The 20427-nt window shown below is 49.1% G+C and carries 19 protein-coding genes and 1 other RNA gene; 19 read left to right on the top strand and 1 reads right to left on the bottom strand.

All coding sequences use genetic code 11. The features are described from left to right. Positions 1-300 precede the first annotated feature (300 nt). The 5 genes from M2277_RS30055 (at position 301) to argS (ending at position 4947) form a co-directional block, all read left to right on the top strand. Positions 301-1158, top strand: a complete 858-nt coding sequence (locus M2277_RS30055) for a carbon-nitrogen hydrolase family protein (protein WP_036642917.1) — start codon at positions 301-303, stop codon at positions 1156-1158. A gap of 50 nt (positions 1159-1208) precedes the next feature. After that, positions 1209-1880: a GNAT family N-acetyltransferase gene (locus M2277_RS30060; RefSeq protein WP_280756299.1), complete on the top strand. Its 672-nt coding sequence runs from the start codon at positions 1209-1211 to the stop codon at positions 1878-1880. 72 nt (positions 1881-1952) lie between these two features. Next, a complete protein-coding gene (locus M2277_RS30065; protein ID WP_006207494.1) occupies positions 1953-2624 on the top strand; it encodes a hypothetical protein in 672 nt (223 codons plus the stop codon). A 221-nt stretch (positions 2625-2845) separates the two neighbouring features. Further along, positions 2846-3271: a YwiB family protein gene (locus M2277_RS30070; RefSeq protein ID WP_006207495.1), complete on the top strand. Its 426-nt coding sequence runs from the start codon at positions 2846-2848 to the stop codon at positions 3269-3271. Then, positions 3268-4947 (top strand): arginine--tRNA ligase, encoded by a 1680-nt coding sequence (gene argS / locus M2277_RS30075; protein ID WP_280756300.1) that lies wholly within the window; start codon positions 3268-3270, stop codon positions 4945-4947. Before M2277_RS30070 ends, argS begins: the two co-directional genes overlap by 4 nt. Positions 4948-5064: 117 nt before the next feature. On the opposite strand, the gene M2277_RS30080 is transcribed toward argS, so the two are convergent. Further along, the gene (locus M2277_RS30080) at positions 5065-6210 is read right to left on the bottom strand and encodes a S8 family peptidase (protein WP_036642920.1); all 1146 of its coding nucleotides are present in this window, start codon (positions 6208-6210) and stop codon (positions 5065-5067) included. Between the two features lie 368 nt (positions 6211-6578). Here M2277_RS30080 and rpoE point away from each other — a divergent pair, with 368 nt between their 5' ends. The 14 genes from rpoE to M2277_RS30150 all read left to right on the top strand — a co-directional run bounded on the left by rpoE (position 6579) and on the right by M2277_RS30150 (position 20047). Next, positions 6579-7145: a DNA-directed RNA polymerase subunit delta gene (rpoE, locus tag M2277_RS30085; RefSeq protein ID WP_036642922.1), complete on the top strand. Its 567-nt coding sequence runs from the start codon at positions 6579-6581 to the stop codon at positions 7143-7145. Positions 7146-7826: 681 nt separating this feature from the next. After that, entirely contained in the window at positions 7827-9428 is a 1602-nt protein-coding gene (locus M2277_RS30090) for a CTP synthase (RefSeq protein WP_036642924.1), read from the top strand. A gap of 274 nt (positions 9429-9702) precedes the next feature. Further along, complete coding sequence (locus M2277_RS30095; RefSeq protein WP_006207500.1) at positions 9703-10095, top strand: response regulator; 393 nt, start codon at positions 9703-9705, stop codon at positions 10093-10095. 174 nt (positions 10096-10269) lie between these two features. After that, positions 10270-11124, top strand: coding sequence for a class II fructose-1,6-bisphosphate aldolase (gene fba, locus M2277_RS30100; RefSeq protein ID WP_006207501.1), 855 nt, complete (start codon positions 10270-10272; stop codon positions 11122-11124). Between the two features lie 203 nt (positions 11125-11327). After that, complete coding sequence (locus tag M2277_RS30105; RefSeq protein WP_006207502.1) at positions 11328-12587, top strand: UDP-N-acetylglucosamine 1-carboxyvinyltransferase; 1260 nt, start codon at positions 11328-11330, stop codon at positions 12585-12587. Positions 12588-12738: 151 nt separating this feature from the next. Beyond that, on the top strand, positions 12739-14067 hold the full coding sequence (gene rho / locus M2277_RS30110) for a transcription termination factor Rho (protein WP_036642926.1): 1329 nt from the start codon (positions 12739-12741) through the stop codon (positions 14065-14067). A 32-nt stretch (positions 14068-14099) separates the two neighbouring features. Then, the gene (locus M2277_RS30115) at positions 14100-15377 is read left to right on the top strand and encodes a radical SAM family protein (protein WP_036642927.1); all 1278 of its coding nucleotides are present in this window, start codon (positions 14100-14102) and stop codon (positions 15375-15377) included. A 178-nt stretch (positions 15378-15555) separates the two neighbouring features. Continuing rightward, complete coding sequence (gene rpmE, locus M2277_RS30120) at positions 15556-15753, top strand: 50S ribosomal protein L31 (protein WP_006207505.1); 198 nt, start codon at positions 15556-15558, stop codon at positions 15751-15753. A gap of 117 nt (positions 15754-15870) precedes the next feature. Then, positions 15871-16137: signal recognition particle sRNA large type (ffs, locus tag M2277_RS30125), an RNA gene on the top strand. 292 nt (positions 16138-16429) lie between these two features. Next, complete coding sequence (gene dnaX, locus M2277_RS30130; protein WP_036642929.1) at positions 16430-18151, top strand: DNA polymerase III subunit gamma/tau; 1722 nt, start codon at positions 16430-16432, stop codon at positions 18149-18151. Between the two features lie 40 nt (positions 18152-18191). Further along, a complete protein-coding gene (locus M2277_RS30135) occupies positions 18192-18503 on the top strand; it encodes a YbaB/EbfC family nucleoid-associated protein (protein WP_006207508.1) in 312 nt (103 codons plus the stop codon). A gap of 25 nt (positions 18504-18528) precedes the next feature. Continuing rightward, the gene (gene recR / locus M2277_RS30140; RefSeq protein ID WP_006207509.1) at positions 18529-19128 is read left to right on the top strand and encodes a recombination mediator RecR; all 600 of its coding nucleotides are present in this window, start codon (positions 18529-18531) and stop codon (positions 19126-19128) included. A 314-nt stretch (positions 19129-19442) separates the two neighbouring features. Further along, positions 19443-19733: a hypothetical protein gene (locus M2277_RS30145; protein WP_006207510.1), complete on the top strand. Its 291-nt coding sequence runs from the start codon at positions 19443-19445 to the stop codon at positions 19731-19733. Between the two features lie 47 nt (positions 19734-19780). After that, positions 19781-20047 carry a pro-sigmaK processing inhibitor BofA family protein gene (locus M2277_RS30150; RefSeq protein ID WP_006207511.1) on the top strand — a complete coding sequence of 89 codons (267 nt, stop codon included), beginning with the start codon at positions 19781-19783 and terminating at the stop codon, positions 20045-20047. Positions 20048-20427: the final 380 nt, after the last annotated feature.

Raw genomic sequence — 20427 nt, forward strand, 5'->3', positions numbered from 1 at the left:
ATAGGGCCAGTCATGACTGCCGTGTATGCTTGTAAGGGCTGAGATTCATAGTGTGACCAAGGGCTTACATACGACAGTATACAGGACAATTGTTAAGTGTGGGTATGAATGACGCGTATTTTTTCATAAAATCAAACTTTATTTGATACAGGTGACGCCTTGGATAACCGTTTCGGCGTGTTTTCGGACGTTCCCGTCATAACTAGGGTTTCCAGAAGGGGCCGACTTGATGTTCTCATGTTCTCGGAGCCCGGAATCCGATATAATGAAGGCATCTAACCATTTATAAGGAGGAAAAGCATGAAATTTCGCGTTTCTGCCGTGCAATATCATCTGCACACCATTCAATCCTTTGACGATTTTGCCCATCAGTCGGAGCATTACATTCGGACGGCGGAGGAATTTGAAGCCGATTTTGTGCTGTTTCCGGAATTTTTTACAACACAGCTGATGTCCATCGGGGACGATCAGGGCAAAGCATTAACGATCCATGATCTTCCGGATTTCACAGACCGATACCGTGAGCTGTTCCAAGGCTTTGCGAAGCAATATAACATTCATATCATTGGGGGAACCCACGTCATTCGTCGTGAAGGGAAACTGTACAATGTGGCGCATCTGTTTTATCCGGACGGCCGCATCGCGGAGCAGGCCAAGATCCATATTACGCCTTCGGAGATCTCCGGATGGAATATGGGGGCAGGCGAGGGGCTTGAAGTGTTTGAGACAGACAAAGGCACCATTGCGATGCTGACCTGTTATGACATTGAATTCCCTGAGATTGTACGGATGGCCAAGGCCAAAGGGGCTGACGTCATTTTCTGTCCATCCTGCACGGATGACCGACATGGGTTCCATCGTGTGCGGTACACGAGCCATGCTCGCGCCATTGAGAATCAAGTCTACGTGGTGCTGACCGGTACGGTAGGCTCGCTGCCCACCGTGGATCTGATGCGCGCGAACTTCGGACAGGCGGCTATCATTACGCCGAACGACATTCCGTTCCCGCCCCAAGGTCTGCTGGCTGAGGGCGAGCTGAACCATGATATGCTCATTACCGCGGATCTCGATCTGGATTTACTGTATCAAGTGCGGGAGAAAGGCTCTGTAACGACTTGGCGTGACCGCCGAACCGATCTGTATCCGGATTGGGAGTGAAGCCCGGTTTCTCATAGCTTGAAAAATAGGACAGAGGCGGTGCAGAGGAAATGGCCCGGTTTCAGCAACGGTTTTATGTATTTGACGACAACCGGCCGGTGCCGGTTGTCGTTCGAAGCTACACGGAAGCAGACTTTGACGAGCTGATCGTCATCCAATCCGAGACGTTCCCGCCCCCGTATCCGCCGGAGCAATGGTGGAACAAGGAACAGCTAATGCAGCATGTCACTTTGTTTCCAGAAGGTGCACTATGTGTTGAAGTAGACGGCGTGCTCGCCGGGTCGATCACTTCGCTCATCGTGGATTACGATCCGCTGCAGCCCGCTCATTCTTGGGCGGACACAACGGATAACGGATATATTCGGACGCATAAGCCGGAGGGAAATACGCTTTACATCGCCGATATTTGCGTCAGGCCACGCTTTCGTAAGCTTGGCCTCGGCAAGTGGCTGATCCAGTCGCTGTATCATGTGACGGTCGAACAGGGACTGGACCGGCTGCTTGGCGGTGGACGGATGCCGGGATATCATCGTCATGCCGATGAGATGTCAGCTGCGGAGTATCTGGACGCGGTAGTCCAGGGGGATCTGAAAGATCCGGTGATTACGTTCCTGCTGCGCTGCGGCAGAACGCCTATCGGAGTGGCTGCCGAATATCTGGAGGATGCGGAGTCCTGCAATTACGGTGCTCTGATGGAATGGAAGAACCCGTTTAGAGGATGATGACGTGTCAATTGCACCATCATTCTCCCGAACGTTAAATAAACAACTTCATATATAAGGAGGTTTTACGAAGTGGAATATATTCGCATAACGAGTATTAACGATCCCTTGTTTCGCAAAATGCACAATCTGATGAAGGAAGTCTTTCCTCCGGAAGAAGTGCTGGAGTTCAGTCTATGGAAGGAACCGCTGGAAGATCCGGGTATTCGGGTATTTGTTGCCCTGCATGAAGAAGAGGTGGTCGGTACGACGGAGTATCGTTATTACGAGGACTGGAATGTGGCGATGACTGATTTCACCATCATCGGACGCGAAGGGCTTGGCATCGGCCGATTTCTGGCGCTGCATCGCCTGAAGGATCTGAACCAACTGGCAGCAGCGAACGGTAAAGAGCTGTTCGGCATGTTTGCCGAGATTTACGATCCCTACCAGGTGCTGGACTATGCATTTGGCGGGGTGAAGCCGATGGATCCGTTTGTTCGTCGTGAGGTGCTGTCGCATCTTGGCTATAAACGCACGGATCTCACGTATGTCCATCCATCCTGGAACAACGATGGCGAAGCGGTGAGCGGGCTCGATTTCTGCTTTATGCCGGGTGATGACACTGTGGATGAACTGCCTGCAGATCTGATTGTGAACTTCCTGAAGCGATATTATGCCGTCCTGCCTGAGAAGCCACAGGCATGGAACGACATGATTGCCAAGCTGGAAGCACAGGAGAGGGTAGCGCTGCTGCCGCTGTAAACCAAGTCGATAGGGAGTGCCTGATTCTTCATGAATCAGGCCTATTCTGTTATCGAAGCACTAGTGGAATTGACGTGTTGAATTCCAGTGAATGGCCCGAGTGATGGGCAGGGAAATTGGAGATAGAGGCTCATATATTTGACTTTTGCTAAAATCCTCATTTGAATTGCAAGGCCATACTGGATATAGTAATACAATAGGTAAGGAAAAGAGGAACGTACATGAACGACCGAAAACAAGTGAGCATCCGTCTTCACAGCCTTCACGAAGGGGAGAATACGGTACAGGAGCTGCCCGCAGAGGCTTTTATCAAAGGGAGTGCTCTGTATGTTCGTTATACAGAACCCGCACTCGGGCCGCATCAAGGGGAAACCCGGGCGATGCTCAAGCTGACGGAGGACGGGCTTAAGCTGATTCGGCACGGCGAGGTGGAATCCGAGCAGTCGTTTCAGCTGGGTCAGCGGTTACCGGGTTACTACCGCTCTCCGTTCACTTCATTTAATCTGTCTACGCATACCCAGCGTCTGGAGCTGGCGCTTGAGGGCATGTCCGGACGCGCGGCTTGGGCGTATGATTTATATGTGTCGGGCGAGTTTTCGGGACACTTTTCTATTAGTTTGACTATTCAGGAGGCACAAGAATCATGACTATGAATCCATTAGATCACATTAACGGGCTGGTTTCCGAAGCGGTAGCGGACGCTGCCGTGGCTGCAGGGCTGGTTTCCCGTGAGGAGCTGCCGGCCATTACGCTGGAAGTGCCGAAGGATAAATCGCACGGTGATTTGGCAACGAATGCTGCGATGCAGCTGACGCGTATCGCCAAGAAGAATCCCCGGCAAATTGCCGAGGCTATTCTGGAGCATTTGGACACGACGAAAGCTTCCATTGAGAAAGCGGAGATTGCCGGACCGGGTTTTATTAATTTTACCCTGGACAAGGGTTACCTCTATCCCATCGTAGCTTTGGTTCAAGAGCAGGGTGACAACTACGGACGGATTACCATCGGCGAGGGACAGAAGGTTCAGATGGAGTTTGTCAGTGCCAATCCGACAGGAAGCCTGCACCTGGGCCATGCCCGCGGCGCAGCCGTAGGCGATGCGCTCTGCAATGTGCTCGACTATGCAGGATACGAAGTAACGCGCGAGTATTACATTAATGATGCAGGCAATCAGGTCGTGAACCTGATTAAATCCCTGGAAGCTCGGTATTTGCAAGAGCTGGGTCAGGATGCCGAAATGCCGGAAGACGGCTACCATGGCGAAGATATCAAAGGTTTTGCCAAAGAGCTTGTGGCTGAGAAAGGCGATTCCTTGTTGTCCATGAGCCCTGGAGAGAGAACAGCCTTTTTCCGTGAGTTCGGGCTCGAGAAGGAACTGGGCAAAATCAAACGCGATTTGAATCGATTCCGCGTTCATTTTGACGAATGGTTTAGCGAAACGTCCCTGTACGAGGACGGTCTTGTCGAGAAGTCTCTGGAAGAGCTGAGATCAAAAGGCGAGGCCTACGAGAAGGATGGAGCAACCTGGCTTCGTACAACCGACTATGGGGATGATAAGGACCGCGTCCTCGTTAAGAATGACGGAACCTATACTTACCTGACACCGGATATTGCCTACCACCGCAACAAATACGAGCGCGGATACGACAAGATCCTCAATATTTGGGGAGCGGACCACCACGGTTATGTCCCGCGTATGAAGGCTGCCATGGAGGCGCTTGGCAATGATCCGGACAAACTGATTGTATTGATCGCCCAGATGGTCAGCTTGTTCCAGGATGGCGAGAAAGTGAAGATGTCCAAGCGTACCGGCAAAGCGGTAACGATGGAAGACCTGATGGATGAAGTAGGTGTGGACGCGATTCGTTACTTCTTCACGATGCGCAGCATGGATTCCCATCTGGATTTCGATATGGATTTGGCAGTTTCTACGTCCAATGAAAACCCGGTGTTCTATGTACAATACGCACACGCACGTATTTGCAGCGTATTCCGCCAAGCCGAGGAGCAAGGGATCAACCTGCTGCCGCTAGCTGAAGTGAACCTGAGCGTGCTCACCGCCGAGCATGAATACGACATTTTGCGCAAAATCGGGGAACTCCCGCAGGAAGTGTCGCTTGCTGCGGATAACTATGCTCCGCACAGACTCATCCGTTATGTATATGAGCTGGCTTCTTCGTTCCACAGCTACTATAGAGCCGAGCGTGTTATTACAGAGGATGCGGATCAGACACAGGCACGTCTTGCTCTCCTTGGAGCTGTTCGTACCGTAATCGCTAACGTGCTTCGCCTGATGGGCGTATCGGCGCCAGAACGTATGTAATGGAGTTTTGGTTCAACTTTCCTTGATATAGGTGACAACAGCCGTCTTTCCGTGGGGGAAGGCGGCTGTTTTTTTGTAAGCGAATTTCATTTTTGTGGTCCATTCTTAAGTGCAAGATTATAATTTCATGCCCTCGCGCAAAAATTTGAAAGCATTAACCTCTCCGTCGGAGACGCTGTATCCTTTTTTGAGCTTGAGTGGAGAGGAGGTACGCCGCAGCAGGGCTTTGATGGTTGCCGTTTTCAGATCAGGCTTTTGCGCAAGCAGCAGGGCGATGGTTCCGCTGACATGAGAAGTGGCCATGGAGGTACCGCTCATCTCGTGGTATTTTCCCTGCAGCCAGGCCGACACGATTTTGTCTCCAGGTGCATAAATATCTACAAATTGCCCGCGATTGCTGAAGGCTGGAATTTTTCGGTGGCGATCGGTAGCTCCGACAGATATGGTTTGGGGATAGCGGGCGGGATAGTCAGCTGTACGGCGTTTGCCGTCATTGCCGGAGGATGCAACAATAATGACGCCTGCTTGGTTGGCCTTGCCTACGATATCCAGCAGTGCGCGGCTTCGGGTCTGCATACCGAAACTCATATTGATGATATCGATCTCGGCGCGTACGCACCAATCGATTGCCAGAATAATATCCGATACGAAGGCGGACCCGTTATGATCAAAGGCCTTAACAGGATATACCACAGATCGGGGGGCAACGCCGATCATGCCTTGCGTGCTGTTCGCGGCAGCGATCGTGCCCGAAATATGCGTTCCGTGCCCATTGTCATCGTACGGCGGCATGTTTCGATGAACCAGATTGATCCCCCTGGTCAGCGAGTATTTCAGATCCGGATGAGAAAAATCCACACCTGTGTCAATAACGGCAATCTTCATGCGGTGTCCTGTCGAGATAGACCAGGCATGAGGTGCTTTGATTTGCTTGATACCCCATGGGATCCCGGTTAACGTTCCAATTGTTCCCTGTATGGCCTGGATATGAACCTGTTCATCCTCCTCGACCATCAGCTCATGTCGAAACTCCGCTTCAAACTTCGCTGTCTGGGGAGCCGGAGCGATGATGGTGTGGGTAAGCGGCGAGTAGCTGATCGATTCCGGGAAACGCGCTTTCCCCGCGAGCCGATTCCATTCGCTGATGCATTCCTGGTACAGCTGAGGGTCATGAAACGTGAGGAGCCGCCGGTTCTTGTCCCGGACGTTCCGCATAGGGTTCGTCTCTGTCAGTAGTGATTGCATGATCCGGGTGTAATCCATGTGTGGCAATCTCCCTTCTCGATGAACCGTTGCTTCAGTATTGTATGAGTCGGGGTGAGAGCCCGAATGGGATGTTGCCCTTTTTCCGGGAAATAGGCCCTGATTCGCGTGTCAAAGCAGAAGGGCGAACATAAGATACATGGAGAGAATATCAAGGTTCTCTTATCTATCCCGTAAGGAGTCGATCCTTGGGGCGGGTACAGTCAGAAGACGGAGAGGAAGAGTCTCCGTCTTTTTCCTTTTTGGTATCGGACGGGCCGTGGCGCATAAAAACTTGATTTTTATTTCCAAATAGGTTTTACTTAGTTTTGATAATGGATATGTTGAGGGTATAACGTGAAGATTTGTGTGAGAGGAAGTGTGCGTTAGTGAGTAATCCGCTCAATTTAAAGATCGATCCGGAGAAGATTCAGGAAATCCCAATGGTTGACCTGGCTTTTATGGTTCTGAAGGCGGCGAACACGCCGTATTATTACCGTGACCTTATGAATGAGGTGGCCAAGCTTCGCGGCTTTACGGAAAAGGAAATTAACGAAACGATTGCCCAGTTATATACCGAGATCAATATAGACGGACGTTTCGCATGTGTAGGAACGAATCTGTGGGGACTGAAGCGTTGGTACCCGCTTGAGAAGTCCGAAGATCCGATTGCGAACGCGAAGCGTCCGCGGATCATTAATGATGAAGACGACGATGATGACGACTTCACGGATGAAGAGGAAACTTACAGTGCCGACGAAACCGAGGATGATTTTGACAGCATCGACGATGACGATGATGATCACGATGATCTCTTCTCGGATGATGACGATGCCGAAGATGAAGTAGATGAAGACGTTGTTCTGGATGATGACGAATTGGAGGATGAAGATTCAGAATCCGAGGAAGAAGAGGATCTGGAAGAGGAAGAATTTGAGGAAAAGGATAAGGATTAATCCGTCTCTCAGCAGCGGCTTATGGGCCCGTCTGCTTTGTTTATGACTTTGTTTTACGGTGTCAGGTGATTGGGGAATTTTGAGCTTTGTTCTTCTCTTGACAAGCAGATAAGGCACAGAGTAAACTATTGCTTGGGCTTATGATTGTGGATTAAATATGTTTAATATAAAAGTGCCCCGTTATTTATTCGGGGTCACTTTTTTTGTTTTTAAGGTATTAGAAAGTGCAGACGACGCTAGCTTCTGGACCTGAAATCGCAAGAAAACTTACCATAAAAAATTGGGTCTGTCTTCTATGGAGTATGTCGATAGGCGTTTTTCTTGTGGGCTAGAAAGTATCCTGCTTGTAGGGAAGTACTGATCTCTGCAGTGAATAATCCGCCTTGGCGGATGTCTCTTGCCAAGCTTCGTGCCGATTAAGATTTAGGTGCTTGGATGAGATGTGATGAGATTTCGGAATCGCTCGGCGCCGGTATGATGCCGTGCAGGCAGCTCTATACGAGGATCATTGAAGCGTCAAGTATATGCGGTTTGTAATAGGTCGGAGGTCAGCTCGCTCACCATTTTTGGAAGCGAGCCATGCTTTTTGTTGGTCCCTCTGATGAATCAGGGGAAAACGGGTTAGGATAAACATCATATGTCGCCTGAAGTTATGGAGATTATATAGGAGGGTTTTTAACAGTGACAAAGTATATTTTTGTAACAGGCGGAGTCGTGTCATCTCTTGGTAAGGGAATTACCGCCGCTTCGCTCGGTAGATTGCTTAAGAACAGAGGGCTCAAGGTAACGATTCAGAAATTCGATCCGTACATTAATATAGATCCGGGCACCATGAGTCCATACCAGCATGGCGAAGTGTTCGTTACTGACGATGGTGCGGAAACCGACCTGGACCTGGGACACTATGAGCGCTTCATCGATATTAACCTATCGAAGAACAGCAATGTGACAACAGGTAAAGTATACTCATCTGTCATCAGCAAGGAGCGTCGGGGAGAATATTTGGGCGGCACCGTGCAGGTTATCCCTCATATTACGAATGAAATTAAAGAGCGCGTATTCCGTGCAGGCCGTGAAGCGGGTTCGGATGTAGTCATTACCGAAATCGGCGGCACGGTTGGTGATATCGAAAGCCTTCCTTTCCTTGAGGCCATCCGTCAAATCAAGAGCGACGTTGGCCGTGAGAACGTCATGTATATTCATGTAACCCTCATTCCATATATTAAGGCAGCTGGTGAAGTGAAAACGAAGCCGACCCAGCACAGTGTAAAAGAACTTCGCAGTATCGGCATTCAGCCAAATGTCATTGTCTGCCGTACAGAACATGAGCTTTCAACCGAGATGAAAGCGAAAATCGCGCTCTTCTGCGACATCGATCCTAACGCGGTCGTAGAATGCCGCGATGCGTCCTCACTGTATGAGGTACCGCTGAATTTGCGTGATGAAGGTCTTGATGAAATTGTAGTCAATCATTTGAAATTAACGACACCGGCACCGGATATGAGCGAGTGGGAAGATCTCGTAGAACGCGTATCCAAGCTGGAGAAGACTGTTGAGATCGCAATTGTTGGTAAATATGTCGCGCTCCATGATGCGTACCTTAGTGTTGTTGAGTCATTATCCCACGCCGGATTTGATGCGAATGCCGAAGTGAAGGTCCGCTGGGTAAATGCCGAAGAAATTACGGCAGACAACGTCGAAGATATGCTGAATGGCATAGGCGGCATCCTCGTACCGGGCGGATTTGGTGACCGGGGTATCGAGGGTAAGATCAGTGCAATTCGTTATGCTCGCGAGCGCAATATTCCATTCTTCGGTATCTGCCTTGGCATGCAGGTGTCGGTTATCGAATATGCCCGCTCCATTCTGGGACTGAGTGGTGCGAACAGCTCTGAGATCGATCCGGCTACTGAATATCCGGTCATCGATCTTCTGCCGGAGCAGAAAGACATTGAGGATCTCGGCGGTACGATGCGTCTTGGATTGTATCCATGCAAGCTGGTTCCGGGATCACTTGCGGAGTCCTGCTATCAGGATGAGCTGGTTTATGAAAGACATCGCCACCGGTATGAATTCAACAACCAATACCGTGAAGATATCGAGAAAGCAGGCTTGCGTATTTCCGGTACATCTCCGGATGGACGCTTGGTTGAAATTGTGGAACTGCCAGGACATCCATGGTTCCTTGCTGTGCAATTCCATCCGGAGTTCACTTCCCGTCCAAACCGTCCGCAGCCGCTGTTCCGTGAATTTGTAAAAGCTTCGATTCAGCACAAAGCATAATATGGGAAGAGCCTCTTTTGAAGAGGCTCTTTTTTGACTTTATTTTATGTTTTCGGCGCGTTTGTAAAGTTTTTGGACAGGGTTCGAAGTAAACATCCTTGCTGTCGACTTTGTTTACAGCTATCCATTTATCTTTTTTTCGTACTTTTTTCGAGATAGGAAGGAATTCGACATCTACAGGCGAATACAAATAATGGTCGGTTTATGGGAAAGTTAGGAACTTTCGAGTTTGCATATACTCATTGCACGATTTAAGTATTGGGAGGTTGGAAGGATGAGCAAACAAAGCAAACACAAAGTGTTGATTGTGGATGACCAGAACGGTATCCGCATCCTGCTTGTGGAAGTGTTCAGCAGTGAAGGGTACGAGACGTTTCAAGCGGCGAACGGAAAGGCAGCGCTTGAAATTGTAAAGCTGCACACGCCGGATCTGGTGCTGCTGGATATGAAAATTCCTGGAATGGACGGGCTTGAGATTTTGAAGCATATTAAACAGATGAATCCGGACATCAAGGTGATCATGATGACAGCTTACGGGGAACTCGACATGATCAAGGAAGCAACCGATCTTGGCGCACTGATGCATTTCACCAAACCTTTTGATATTGATGAGATGCGGCAAGCCGTCAATATGCAGTTAAAAGGGACCGCCAACAATATCGGTTGAACTATGAATTCTGCTCAAAGGGCGGAATTCTTTTTTTTGCCAGAATGTGAGGTCCGTCGCAGCATTTTAGGAAATGCTTGTTTAGTATTTATGACGCGATGTGGTATAATAAGGCCGTATGTTATATCGGCTAAAAACCATAGACAAACTAAGCATCTTTAGGAGGATGAAACCATGCCATTAGTATCAATGACAGACATGCTGAACAAAGCACTTGAAGGTAAATATGCTGTTGGTCAATACAACATCAATAACCTGGAGTGGACATATGCAATTCTTGAAGCAGCTGAGCAAGAGAAATCTCCAGTCATTCTGGGTGTTTCTGAAGGCGCAGCTCGTTATATGGGTGGATTCAGCACCGTTGTACACATGGTAAAAGGTCTGATGGAGGATCTGAAAGTAACAGTTCCTGTTGCCATTCACCTTGACCACGGTTCAAGTGTTGAGAAGTGTAAAGAAGCAATCGACGCAGGATTCACTTCGGTTATGATCGATGATTCCCACAGCCCGATTGACACGAATATCGAAACAACGAAGCAAGTGGTTGAATACGCTCATTCCAAAGGTGTTTCCGTTGAGGCTGAAGTAGGCATGGTCGGCGGACAAGAAGATGACGTAATCGGTGACGTAATGTACGCGAAGCTGGACGACTGTGTACGCATCGTGAATGAGACAGGCATCGATACACTGGCACCTGCGCTTGGTTCTGTTCACGGTCCTTACAAAGGCGAGCCAAACCTTGGTTTCAAAGAGATGGAAGAAATCCGTAATGCAGTGAAGCTTCCATTGGTGCTTCATGGTGGTACGGGGATTCCGACTCATGATATCAAGAAAGCCATCTCTCTGGGTACTTCCAAAATTAATGTGAACACCGAGAACCAAATCTCGTTCTCCAAAGTTGTTCGTGAAGTGCTTGCTGCTAAACCAGAAGCTTACGATCCTCGTACATTCCTGAAACCAGGTCGTGAAGCGATCAAAGAAACCGTTGTTGGCAAAATCCGTGAGTTTGGTTCCAACAATCAAGCTTAATTCATAGTTATTCGAGTCGCTTGTAGCCCTAGGGGCCATAACAGGACGATTGGAATCACCTGAGATATTTAGGCTGTCTTATGCTGCATACAATGAAATGGAAAGCACACCGCATAGCCGGTGTTTTTCCATTTCATTTACTATAATGACGGCTATCAGAACCATTTCCGGCTGCGAAGTGATGTAGGGGGACCCGAAAGCTTATGGAAAAATTGATGATCAGCGGTGGACGCCCACTGCGAGGTACTGTAACAATCAGTGGTGCCAAGAACAGTGCAATTGCGTTAATTCCCGCCGCAATCCTGGCGGAATCGGAAGTCGTACTTGATAATTTGCCGCTTCTCAGCGATGTAGCTGTTTATGCTGAGATACTGGAAGAGTTAGGCGGTCAAGTTTCATGGGAAGGCAATCAGATGAGAATTGACCCTTCTGATATCAAATCTATTCCGATGCCTAACGGACCCGTGAAGAAACTGCGCGCGTCCTACTATATGATGGGCGCCATGCTTGGAAGATTTAAAGAAGCCGTGATCGGACTGCCGGGCGGCTGTAATTTTGAACCTCGTCCCATTGACCAGCACATTAAGGGCTTTGAAGCCCTGGGTGCGACCGTGACCAATGAACACGGTTCGATTCATCTGCACGCCAAAGAGCTGCGGGGCGCTAAGATATATCTGGATGTAAGCAGTGTTGGTGCAACCATTAACATTATGCTGGCGGCTGCCAAGGCCAAAGGCTCCACAATTATCGAAAATGCGGCGAAAGAGCCTGAAATTATAGATGTTGCTACACTATTAAATTCCATGGGAGCTGTCATCAAGGGCGCCGGGACGGAGACCATCCGGATTGAGGGCGTAACCGAGATGCATGGCTGCCGTCATTCCATTATTCCAGACCGGATTCAGGCCGGTACATATATGATTGCTGCTGCAGCTACACGCGGTGATGTTCTGATCGACAACGTCATTCCGAAGCATCTTGAAGCCCTTACGGCCAAGCTGATCGAGATGGGCGTTGGCATCGAAGAACTGGACGAAAGCATTCGCGTTACCGGTAAGGACCGGTATCAGCATGCCGACGTGAAGGCTCTTATATATCCTGGATTTGCAACGGATTTGCAATCACCGATGACCAGCCTGCTCACCCAAGCAGAAGGCGTCAGTGTCCTCAGTGATTTTGTATATAGCAACCGGTTTAAACATGTACCAGAGTTAGTTCGCATGGGGGCCAGAATCCGTGTGGAGGGACGCTCAGCCATTATTGAAGGCGGGCCGCTGAACGCAGCCAAAGTCAAGGCGACGGACCTTCGCGCAGGTGCCGCATTAGTCATTGCGGGTCTAACCGTACCCGAAGGGGTAACCGAAGTCAGTGGCGTGGAATTCATTGATCGCGGTTATGATCATCTGGTATCCAATCTGCGAATGCTGGGTGCTGACGTATGGCGTGAGACCGAGGAAGAGTGATTTTTTCCAAAATGAGGGAAATATGTGGACCGAACTGCATATCTCCCTCTGATTTGGGTAATGCTCCTAGTAAAGCTCTCATAGAATAATAGACTACATGACAGCAGGTTCTGCTGCGACAGAAACAAATAATTGAATAGGTGGTTATTGAATGGATTTACAAATATCCGATTTGGAAGGCATGAAGCTGACGGATCTGTATAAGCTGGCCAAGAAATATCAGATTCCTTATTATGGCCAGTTGAAGAAAAAAGAACTGATATTTGCGATTCTCCGAGCCCAGGCGGAACAGAGCGGCTTGATGTTTATGGAGGGCGTACTTGAGATTTTGCCGGAAGGATACGGCTTCCTTAGACCGATTAACTATTTGCCAAGCACGGAGGACATATACATCTCGGCATCCCAAATTCGCAAATTTGATTTACGGACCGGAGATTTGGTCTCAGGCAAATGCCGAACACCTAAAGAGAACGAACGTTACTTCGGACTGCTGCAGGTTAACGCCGTAAATGGAGAGAATCCAGCCGTTGCAGCGGAACGCTTGCACTTCCCAGCCTTGACTCCTCTTTATCCGCAAGAAAAGCTTGTTCTTGAAACATCCCCTAATCAGTTGTCAACCCGAATTATGGATTTGCTTGCACCTGTAGGTTTAGGACAACGCGGTTTGATCGTGGCGCCGCCAAAAGCAGGGAAAACGCTCCTCTTGAAAGAAATCGCCAACAGCATCTCAACCAACAATCCAGAGATTGAACTGTTTGTTTTACTCATCGATGAACGGCCAGAAGAAGTAACGGATATGCAGCGTTCCGTAAAGGGCGAGGTGGTTGCTTCAACGTTCGACGAGCTTCCGGAGAACCATATCAAGGTTGCGGAACTGGTATTGTCGCGTGCATTGCGGCTGGTGGAGCATAAGAAGGACGTTGTTATTTTGCTGGACAGCATTACCCGTCTTGCCCGTGCATACAACCTGGTCATTCCTCCTTCCGGCAGAACGCTGAGCGGCGGTATTGATCCTGCGGCATTCCATCGTCCGAAGCGTTTCTTCGGGTCTGCGCGTAACGTGGAAGAAGGCGGAAGTCTGACCATACTCGCTACTGCCTTGGTTGAAACCGGGTCCCGGATGGATGATATCATTTATGAGGAATTTAAAGGAACAGGCAATATGGAGCTGCATTTGGACCGCCGTTTCGCGGAACGTCGTATTTTCCCGGCAATCGACATTCGTCGCTCGGGTACACGGCGTGAAGAGGTGCTGCTGAACAAGGATGAACTGGACACCATTTGGGCAATCCGTAAAAATATGAACGATTCCGCTGACTTTGTGGAAGGGTTCCTCAAAAAAATGCGCGACAGCAAGAACAATGCGGAATTCTTGGCTTCATTTGATGTTAATGCCAACAGCAGCAGCGGAACCGGGACTCAGGGCCAGTCGGCCAGACGTCCATCGCGTGCATCTGCAGCGACGGCACCTCAGACGTAAAGCCCTGAACAACCGGAGAATAGGAGATCAACATGTATTTGGTTTATGCAGATGAACAAGGGAACGTATACGACCATTCTGAGCTGTACGGGCTTGCCCGCAGTGGGGATATGATCGTTGAAATATTGGATGATGAATTGATACCTCTGCCAGATGGGGCTACGCTGGTCGGCCTTCCGAGTACCCGAGCCATCGGGATGGATCCTGAGACCGGTGAAATGATGCCGCTTGAAGACGGGTATACAGCTGTCGGAGCGCTTTTGCCGCAAGGCTATACCCGATTGTGCTTGCCAGGCTATGTGAAGTCAGACAAGGAATACAAGCTGCCGCTCTTCGGTTATTCGGCTGTCGTGTGGAAGGATGGCGCATTCTACACAACTGCGCGCTTGTCCGATGACCCTGAGAAGTGGAATCCAATGAATTGCGATTTGAATGATCTTGAGCTTGGGGTTAAGGCTCTGAAGGAGAAATATCCGGAGAACCGGCTCTATGAGCATCTGTCCAACTGTGCATTGGGATACGAATGCCTCACGGCATCGAACACGTTCCTGAATCGCTGGGAGGGTGCGGTTCCCGTATCCTATTCCTGTAATGCAGGCTGTTTCGGGTGTATCTCGGAACAGCCGGATGACAGCGGCTTTGTCGCCCCTCAGACCCGGATGAATTTCCGCCCGAGGGTAGATGAGCTGGTGCAGGTGATGCTGGAACATCTGAAAACACCGGAGTCCATCATCAGCTTTGGCCAAGGTTGTGAGGGTGAGCCTTCCACACAAGCGAAGATCATTATCGAAGCGATGAGAGAAGTTCGGTCACAGACGGATATGGGATATATCAATATTAATACCAATGCGGGTTTGACCGATTTTATCCGCGGCATCGTGGATGCGGGCCTTGACTTGATGCGAGTGAGTACCATCAGTGCATTGGATGGCCATTATAACGCATACTACAAACCAAGAGGATATACGCTCGCTAATGTGGAGAAGTCCCTTCGCTATGCAACCGACCAAGGCGTGTATACTTCCATCAACTATCTGATCTTCCCCGGCGTAACCGATCGCGAGGAAGAGCTGGAAGCCATGATTGAGTTTGCCCGGCGTACTGGGCTTAAATTAATCCAGCTTCGTAATCTTAATATCGACCCTGAAAGCTATCTCCAGCTCATTCCGCCTGCACAAGGCGAGATTCTCGGGATGAAGCAGGCCATTGAGATTATGCAAGAGGAATTACCTGATGTGGTCATTGGATCCTACACTCATGTACCTCCTGCCGGACAGGCAAGACCGAAGAAGAGAACGTCTCTGATTTAACCGGTATATGGCCCGTTGTTTATCTGCTAAAAACAGGGTGAAATTCCATTTGTGAACTTGTCTGATGTTTTGTGTATGGGCTATTGCGCAATCAATATGCTCGTGATATACTCGGTTTATGTGTCCATATAACTCTGGGTCCGCATGAGGCTCAGGGCGGAAAGAGGTGAAAGCTACAATGAAACAAGATATTCAACCGAAATATCACGTTACTACAGTTACTTGTGCTTGCGGTAATACGTTTGAAACAGGTTCTGTAAAACCAGATCTTCGTGTAGAGATTTGCTCGAACTGTCATCCGTTCTTCACAGGTAAACAGAAATTCCTGGATGCTGGCGGTCGTGTTGATAGATTCAAAAAGAAATACGGTATCTAATAAACAAACCCTTCGCCCCTATGGCCGAAGGGTTTTTGTCTGTCTATAGGCGTGATATGCCTTGTAACTTCTTCCGTCGGTTGCTTTTTTGATAGCCATGCGATATACTAAAGTTCGCCGTGCTAGACGGGGAGGTAGCGGTGCCCTGTAACTCGCAATCCGCTGTAGCGAGGTTGAATTCCTGTTAGAGGTATTGTCGATGTGAGGCTGGTCCCTGCACTCAATGTTGACGGTTGGGTCCTCCGCAATGAGCACTTGTGAACCTGGTCAGGTCCGGAAGGAAGCAGCCATAAGCAAGATCGCTTTTGTGCCGGAGGGGTGCCTAGCCCGAGTTGTTGTTCAGGATTGCCGCTCGGATCGCAATTATCAATAACAGGTGCACGGTATACATAACTGCACATAACACCTTTGCCATTGGCAAGGGTGTTTTTTGTCGAGGCTGCCTGATATCGAGGGAAATCCTTCATGCTAACTTGGATAAAGATTTCCAAGTAAACGTTTTGCTAAGGCAGGGGAAAGTAGTATAGAATGTAGTATAATATAACCGTTAACTCACGCTTTTTCAGGTTGAGATTGACCATGAAAGTAAGAGCAACGCACACGGAGATGGGGCTGCAGTCTATACCGATTAGTTATTAATCTTCGTGAAGTGGAAGTTGAAAGAGGGTAAAGCACAGTGGAACATATCGCGTTATATCGTGCTTGGCGACCGCAGTCATTCGGTGACATGGTGGGCCAGCAGCATATTATCCAGACCCTGCAGAATGCCATTCGCGAGCAGCGGGTTTCCCATGCCTACCTGTTCAGCGGTCCACGGGGTACGGGCAAGACCAGTGCCGCTAAAATTTTGGCCAAAGCCGTGAACTGCGAGCATGGTCCGGCTGAGGAACCCTGCAACGAATGCGAAGCCTGCCGGCGGATAACGTCCGGAGCTGTTATGGATGTTCAGGAGATCGACGCTGCATCCAACCGCGGTGTCGAGGAGATCCGTGATTTGCGGGAGAAGGTCAAATACGCACCGACCGAGGTCCGGCGTAAAGTTTATATTATCGATGAAGTGCACATGTTGACGACGGAAGCATTCAATGCCTTATTGAAAACGCTGGAGGAGCCGCCGGCACACGTGATGTTTATACTAGCGACAACAGAGCCCCATAGACTTCCTGCAACGATTATTTCACGCTGTCAGCGGTTTGATTTTCGGAGGGTCTCCCTTGATGAGCAAACCGGTCGATTGCAGCAGATTTGCGGGGAAGAGGGAATTACGGCAGATCATGAAGCGCTGCAGTATATTGCCCGTCTATCGGATGGCGGTATGCGTGATGCACTGAGTATTCTGGATCAGATCGCTTCGTTTACCGGTGGCACGGTGTCTTATCAACAGGTCATGGACATGACGGGTGGTATTGCCTCGGAGCAGTTTGGGCGTCTTGCCAGCGCCGTGAAACAGGGGGATGCCGGGCTCGTGCTGCAAATCGTGGAGCAGTTTATGCAGGAGGGAAAAAGTGCCGACAAGTGCATGGAGAATCTCCTGTATTATTTCCGTGATTTGCTTATGATCAAGATGGTGCCCGATGCCGACAAACTGACCGACCGGGTTCTGAATCCGGCAGAATTTCAGGAAATGGCCAATGCCTTCAGCCGCGATGAATTATTTCAGATGATTGATACGCTGAGCCGCTATCAGAGTGAGATGAAGTACGCCTCGCAGCCGCAAACCTTGTTTGAGGTAGCCCTGCTTAAGCTTTCCGGTATTCCTCAATCCGCGGGTGGGGCAACAAGTGCCCATGGTACAGTCGACGCCGGGGAGCTGGCTCAGTTGAAGCAGCATGTAGCCGCGCTCGAGAAGAAGCTGGAACGCCTGATGCAGAACGGTGTTCCAGCGTCGAACCAACGGGAAGCTGCCAAGTCTACCCGTACACCAGCGCCGAAAGCAGCATCATCAGCCAAGATTCCGCAGCATATGGATCAGTATGTAGCTTCCCGAACCGGGGAAGAGTACACCGCAGTTCAGCGGCAGTGGGCTCAAATACTCCAGAATGTAAAAGAGGAGAAGGTTACGGTCCACGCGTGGCTGATGGATGGAGAGCCGGTGTCCGTATGGGAGGACAAGGTGCTTGTCGCTTTCAAAAACAACATCCACCGCGAAACGACCGAGAAACCTGCCAATAAGCAGGTGATTGAAGGGGTGCTTGATTCTACGCTCGGCAAGCCGTATCATCTGGTGACGATGATGCTTCGTGACTGGAGCGACGCGGTTGAAGGAGCAGGCAAGCCTCAGGCAGAAGAGCTTAAGCTGGAGCACGAGGTGGCTGATGCTGAAGCCGGTGGAGAAAAACCATGGATTGATGAGGCGATCCAGTTATTTGGGGAAGACCTCGTTGTCATAAAAGACTAGCACGTGACTGCGTGCACCCTATTATAAGGAGAGATGAAACATGAATAATATGAACCAAATGATGAAGCAAGTGAAAAAGATGCAGGAGCAAATGCTGAAAGCTCAGGAAGAGCTGGCTACCAAAACCGTTGAAGGCACTTCCGGCGGAGGCGTGGTTACCGTAGAAGTGAGTGGGCACAAGCAAATTCTGTCCATCAACATCAAGCCGGAGGCAGTTGATCCGGATGACGTGGAAATGCTGCAGGACTTGGTGCTCACAGCGGTTAATGACGCACTTGCCAAGGCAGAAGAAATCGCAAATGCCGATATGGGCAAATTTACAGGCGGCATGAAAATCCCGGGCTTGTTCTAATCTAACCTAGAAGGAGTAGTTACATTTGTACTATCCTGAACCGATCGCGAAGCTCATTGACGCCTTTACGCGACTGCCGGGTGTGGGGCCGAAAACGGCCGCCCGCCTGGCTTTTCATGTTCTGAACATGAAGGAAGATGATGTTATTGATTTTGCCAAAGCGTTAGTCAGCGTCAAAAGGAATCTGCATTACTGCTCTGTCTGCTGCAATATCACCGATACGGATCCGTGCCGGGTATGCCAGGACAAGACCCGGGATCCCTCCACCATCTGCGTAGTACAGGATGCAAAAGATCTCGTGGCGATGGAGCGTACGAAGGAATTTGACGGCTACTATCACGTTCTTCATGGAGCGATATCTCCCATGGAGGGTATTGGACCGGACGAAATTCGTCTCAAGGAGCTGCTTACGCGCCTTAGCGACGAGAGAGTGAAAGAATTGATTTTGGCCACGAATGCGAATATTGAAGGTGAGGCGACGGCGATGTACATATCGCGGCTTGTCCGTCCATTTGATATTAAAGTGACCCGAATTGCTCATGGACTTCCTGTGGGCGGCGACTTGGAGTATGCGGATGAAGTAACCTTGTCCAAGGCGCTCGAAGGACGGCGTGAATTGAACTAATATGTTCTCACCATCCCTGCGCAGCTTAATTTAAATGAATCCTTGCTTACATTAGGGAGGGACATTAGGCGTTGCTGCAGCAGTGTTTTTTTCAAAAGAATAATGGTATAGGGATAGGTGGTCTTAAATCCCTGAACACGAACGAGCATTAGAAGGTATTCTGATGGCTCGTTTTTTCTTTGTCTTTTTGCTGTGCAGAAAGTAGAGTAGGGAAGATTTGTTTTGGTTCTAAGTTTGTCCTCCTCTCGATATGAATGTTACAGACGGTCATAATGGCAGTGCCAAACATTCATATTCATAGGAGAGTGAGCAGAATGAAGATATGGTGGAAGCAGTCGAAGAAGCGAGAGGAAGAAACCTACATCACGATTGAGGATCAAGAGCGGATGTGGCATGTATTCATGGATGTTCGGAGATCCCAGATGGAGTGGGAACGTGCTCATCTGCTATTTCAAGAGGCTACGGGTCAGGATCAGATTGATTATGCCATCTACATGCTGGAGGCAGCGGAACGTAAATACCAGATGAATCTCAAACAGGCCAAGCAGCTCAACCTGGATGGGGCGCAGATGCAGTATATCGAGCAGAAGAGAGAGAATGGCTAAAAGAGGCCGCTGTTGCGGTTCTTATACCATATGAAGGAGGAGTATCTATGAAACTGGTTGTTCTAGGGGTTCTAAGCATATCGCTATTATTGCTCATCTATATCATCTTCAGAAAGAAACTCGGGCTGGGTTGGTTAACTGTATTTGGCGCTCATCTTGCTCTCTCTGCGGTGGCGATTTATATTGTGAATTTCACTGGTTTAGCGGCGGAGACTTACATTCCCCTGAATCCAATGACCATTGGAACTGTAATGGTATTGGGTCTGCCTGGCGTAGCTCTCTTGGTCGGTTTAAAAATAACTTTATTAGGGTAGTTGACGCATGCTTATAATCTATGATACATTAATGTTCGCCCGTTTGATTTGGGGTGTAAAAGATTGACCGGTTAGGCAGAAGATTGATTGAAAAAAATCAAAAAAACTTCTTGACCAACAGCAAGCTAGTATGATATATTATAAAAGTCGCCGCTGAGATGCGGATGACAAACAAAAAACGATTGATCTTTGAAAACTGAACAACGAGTGAGTAAGGATTTTACTTGTAAAATCCATTGCGAAATCATCATGTACAAGCCTTTGGTTTGTTGGGTGATGGAGCATAATAGAGAATTGAACAAATTCTCGTCAGTTTCTAAATGAGCAAGTCAAACCTTTTTGGAGAGTTTGATCCTGGCTCAGGACGAACGCTGGCGGCG

The organism is Paenibacillus sp. LBL (genome assembly GCF_029893715.1).
GTDB classification, from domain to species: Bacteria; Bacillota; Bacilli; order Paenibacillales; family Paenibacillaceae; genus Paenibacillus_AQ; species Paenibacillus_AQ glucanolyticus.

What these genes read in the sequence shown, in the direction of transcription:
- fba (WP_006207501.1), top strand. Translation starts at nt 10,270, where the DNA reads ATGCCATTAGTATCAATGACAGACATGCTGAACAAAGCACTTGAAGGT.
- argS (WP_280756300.1), top strand. Translation starts at nt 3,268, where the DNA reads ATGACTATGAATCCATTAGATCACATTAACGGGCTGGTTTCCGAAGCG.
- M2277_RS30070 (WP_006207495.1), top strand. Translation starts at nt 2,846, where the DNA reads ATGAACGACCGAAAACAAGTGAGCATCCGTCTTCACAGCCTTCACGAA.
- rho (WP_036642926.1), top strand. Translation starts at nt 12,739, where the DNA reads ATGGATTTACAAATATCCGATTTGGAAGGCATGAAGCTGACGGATCTG.
- M2277_RS30055 (WP_036642917.1), top strand. Translation starts at nt 301, where the DNA reads ATGAAATTTCGCGTTTCTGCCGTGCAATATCATCTGCACACCATTCAA.
- M2277_RS30080 (WP_036642920.1), bottom strand. Translation starts at nt 6,210, where the DNA reads ATGGATTACACCCGGATCATGCAATCACTACTGACAGAGACGAACCCT.
- M2277_RS30115 (WP_036642927.1), top strand. Translation starts at nt 14,100, where the DNA reads ATGTATTTGGTTTATGCAGATGAACAAGGGAACGTATACGACCATTCT.
- rpmE (WP_006207505.1), top strand. Translation starts at nt 15,556, where the DNA reads ATGAAACAAGATATTCAACCGAAATATCACGTTACTACAGTTACTTGT.
- M2277_RS30145 (WP_006207510.1), top strand. Translation starts at nt 19,443, where the DNA reads ATGAAGATATGGTGGAAGCAGTCGAAGAAGCGAGAGGAAGAAACCTAC.
- M2277_RS30060 (WP_280756299.1), top strand. Translation starts at nt 1,209, where the DNA reads ATGGCCCGGTTTCAGCAACGGTTTTATGTATTTGACGACAACCGGCCG.
- M2277_RS30150 (WP_006207511.1), top strand. Translation starts at nt 19,781, where the DNA reads ATGAAACTGGTTGTTCTAGGGGTTCTAAGCATATCGCTATTATTGCTC.
- M2277_RS30135 (WP_006207508.1), top strand. Translation starts at nt 18,192, where the DNA reads ATGAATAATATGAACCAAATGATGAAGCAAGTGAAAAAGATGCAGGAG.
- M2277_RS30105 (WP_006207502.1), top strand. Translation starts at nt 11,328, where the DNA reads ATGGAAAAATTGATGATCAGCGGTGGACGCCCACTGCGAGGTACTGTA.
- M2277_RS30095 (WP_006207500.1), top strand. Translation starts at nt 9,703, where the DNA reads ATGAGCAAACAAAGCAAACACAAAGTGTTGATTGTGGATGACCAGAAC.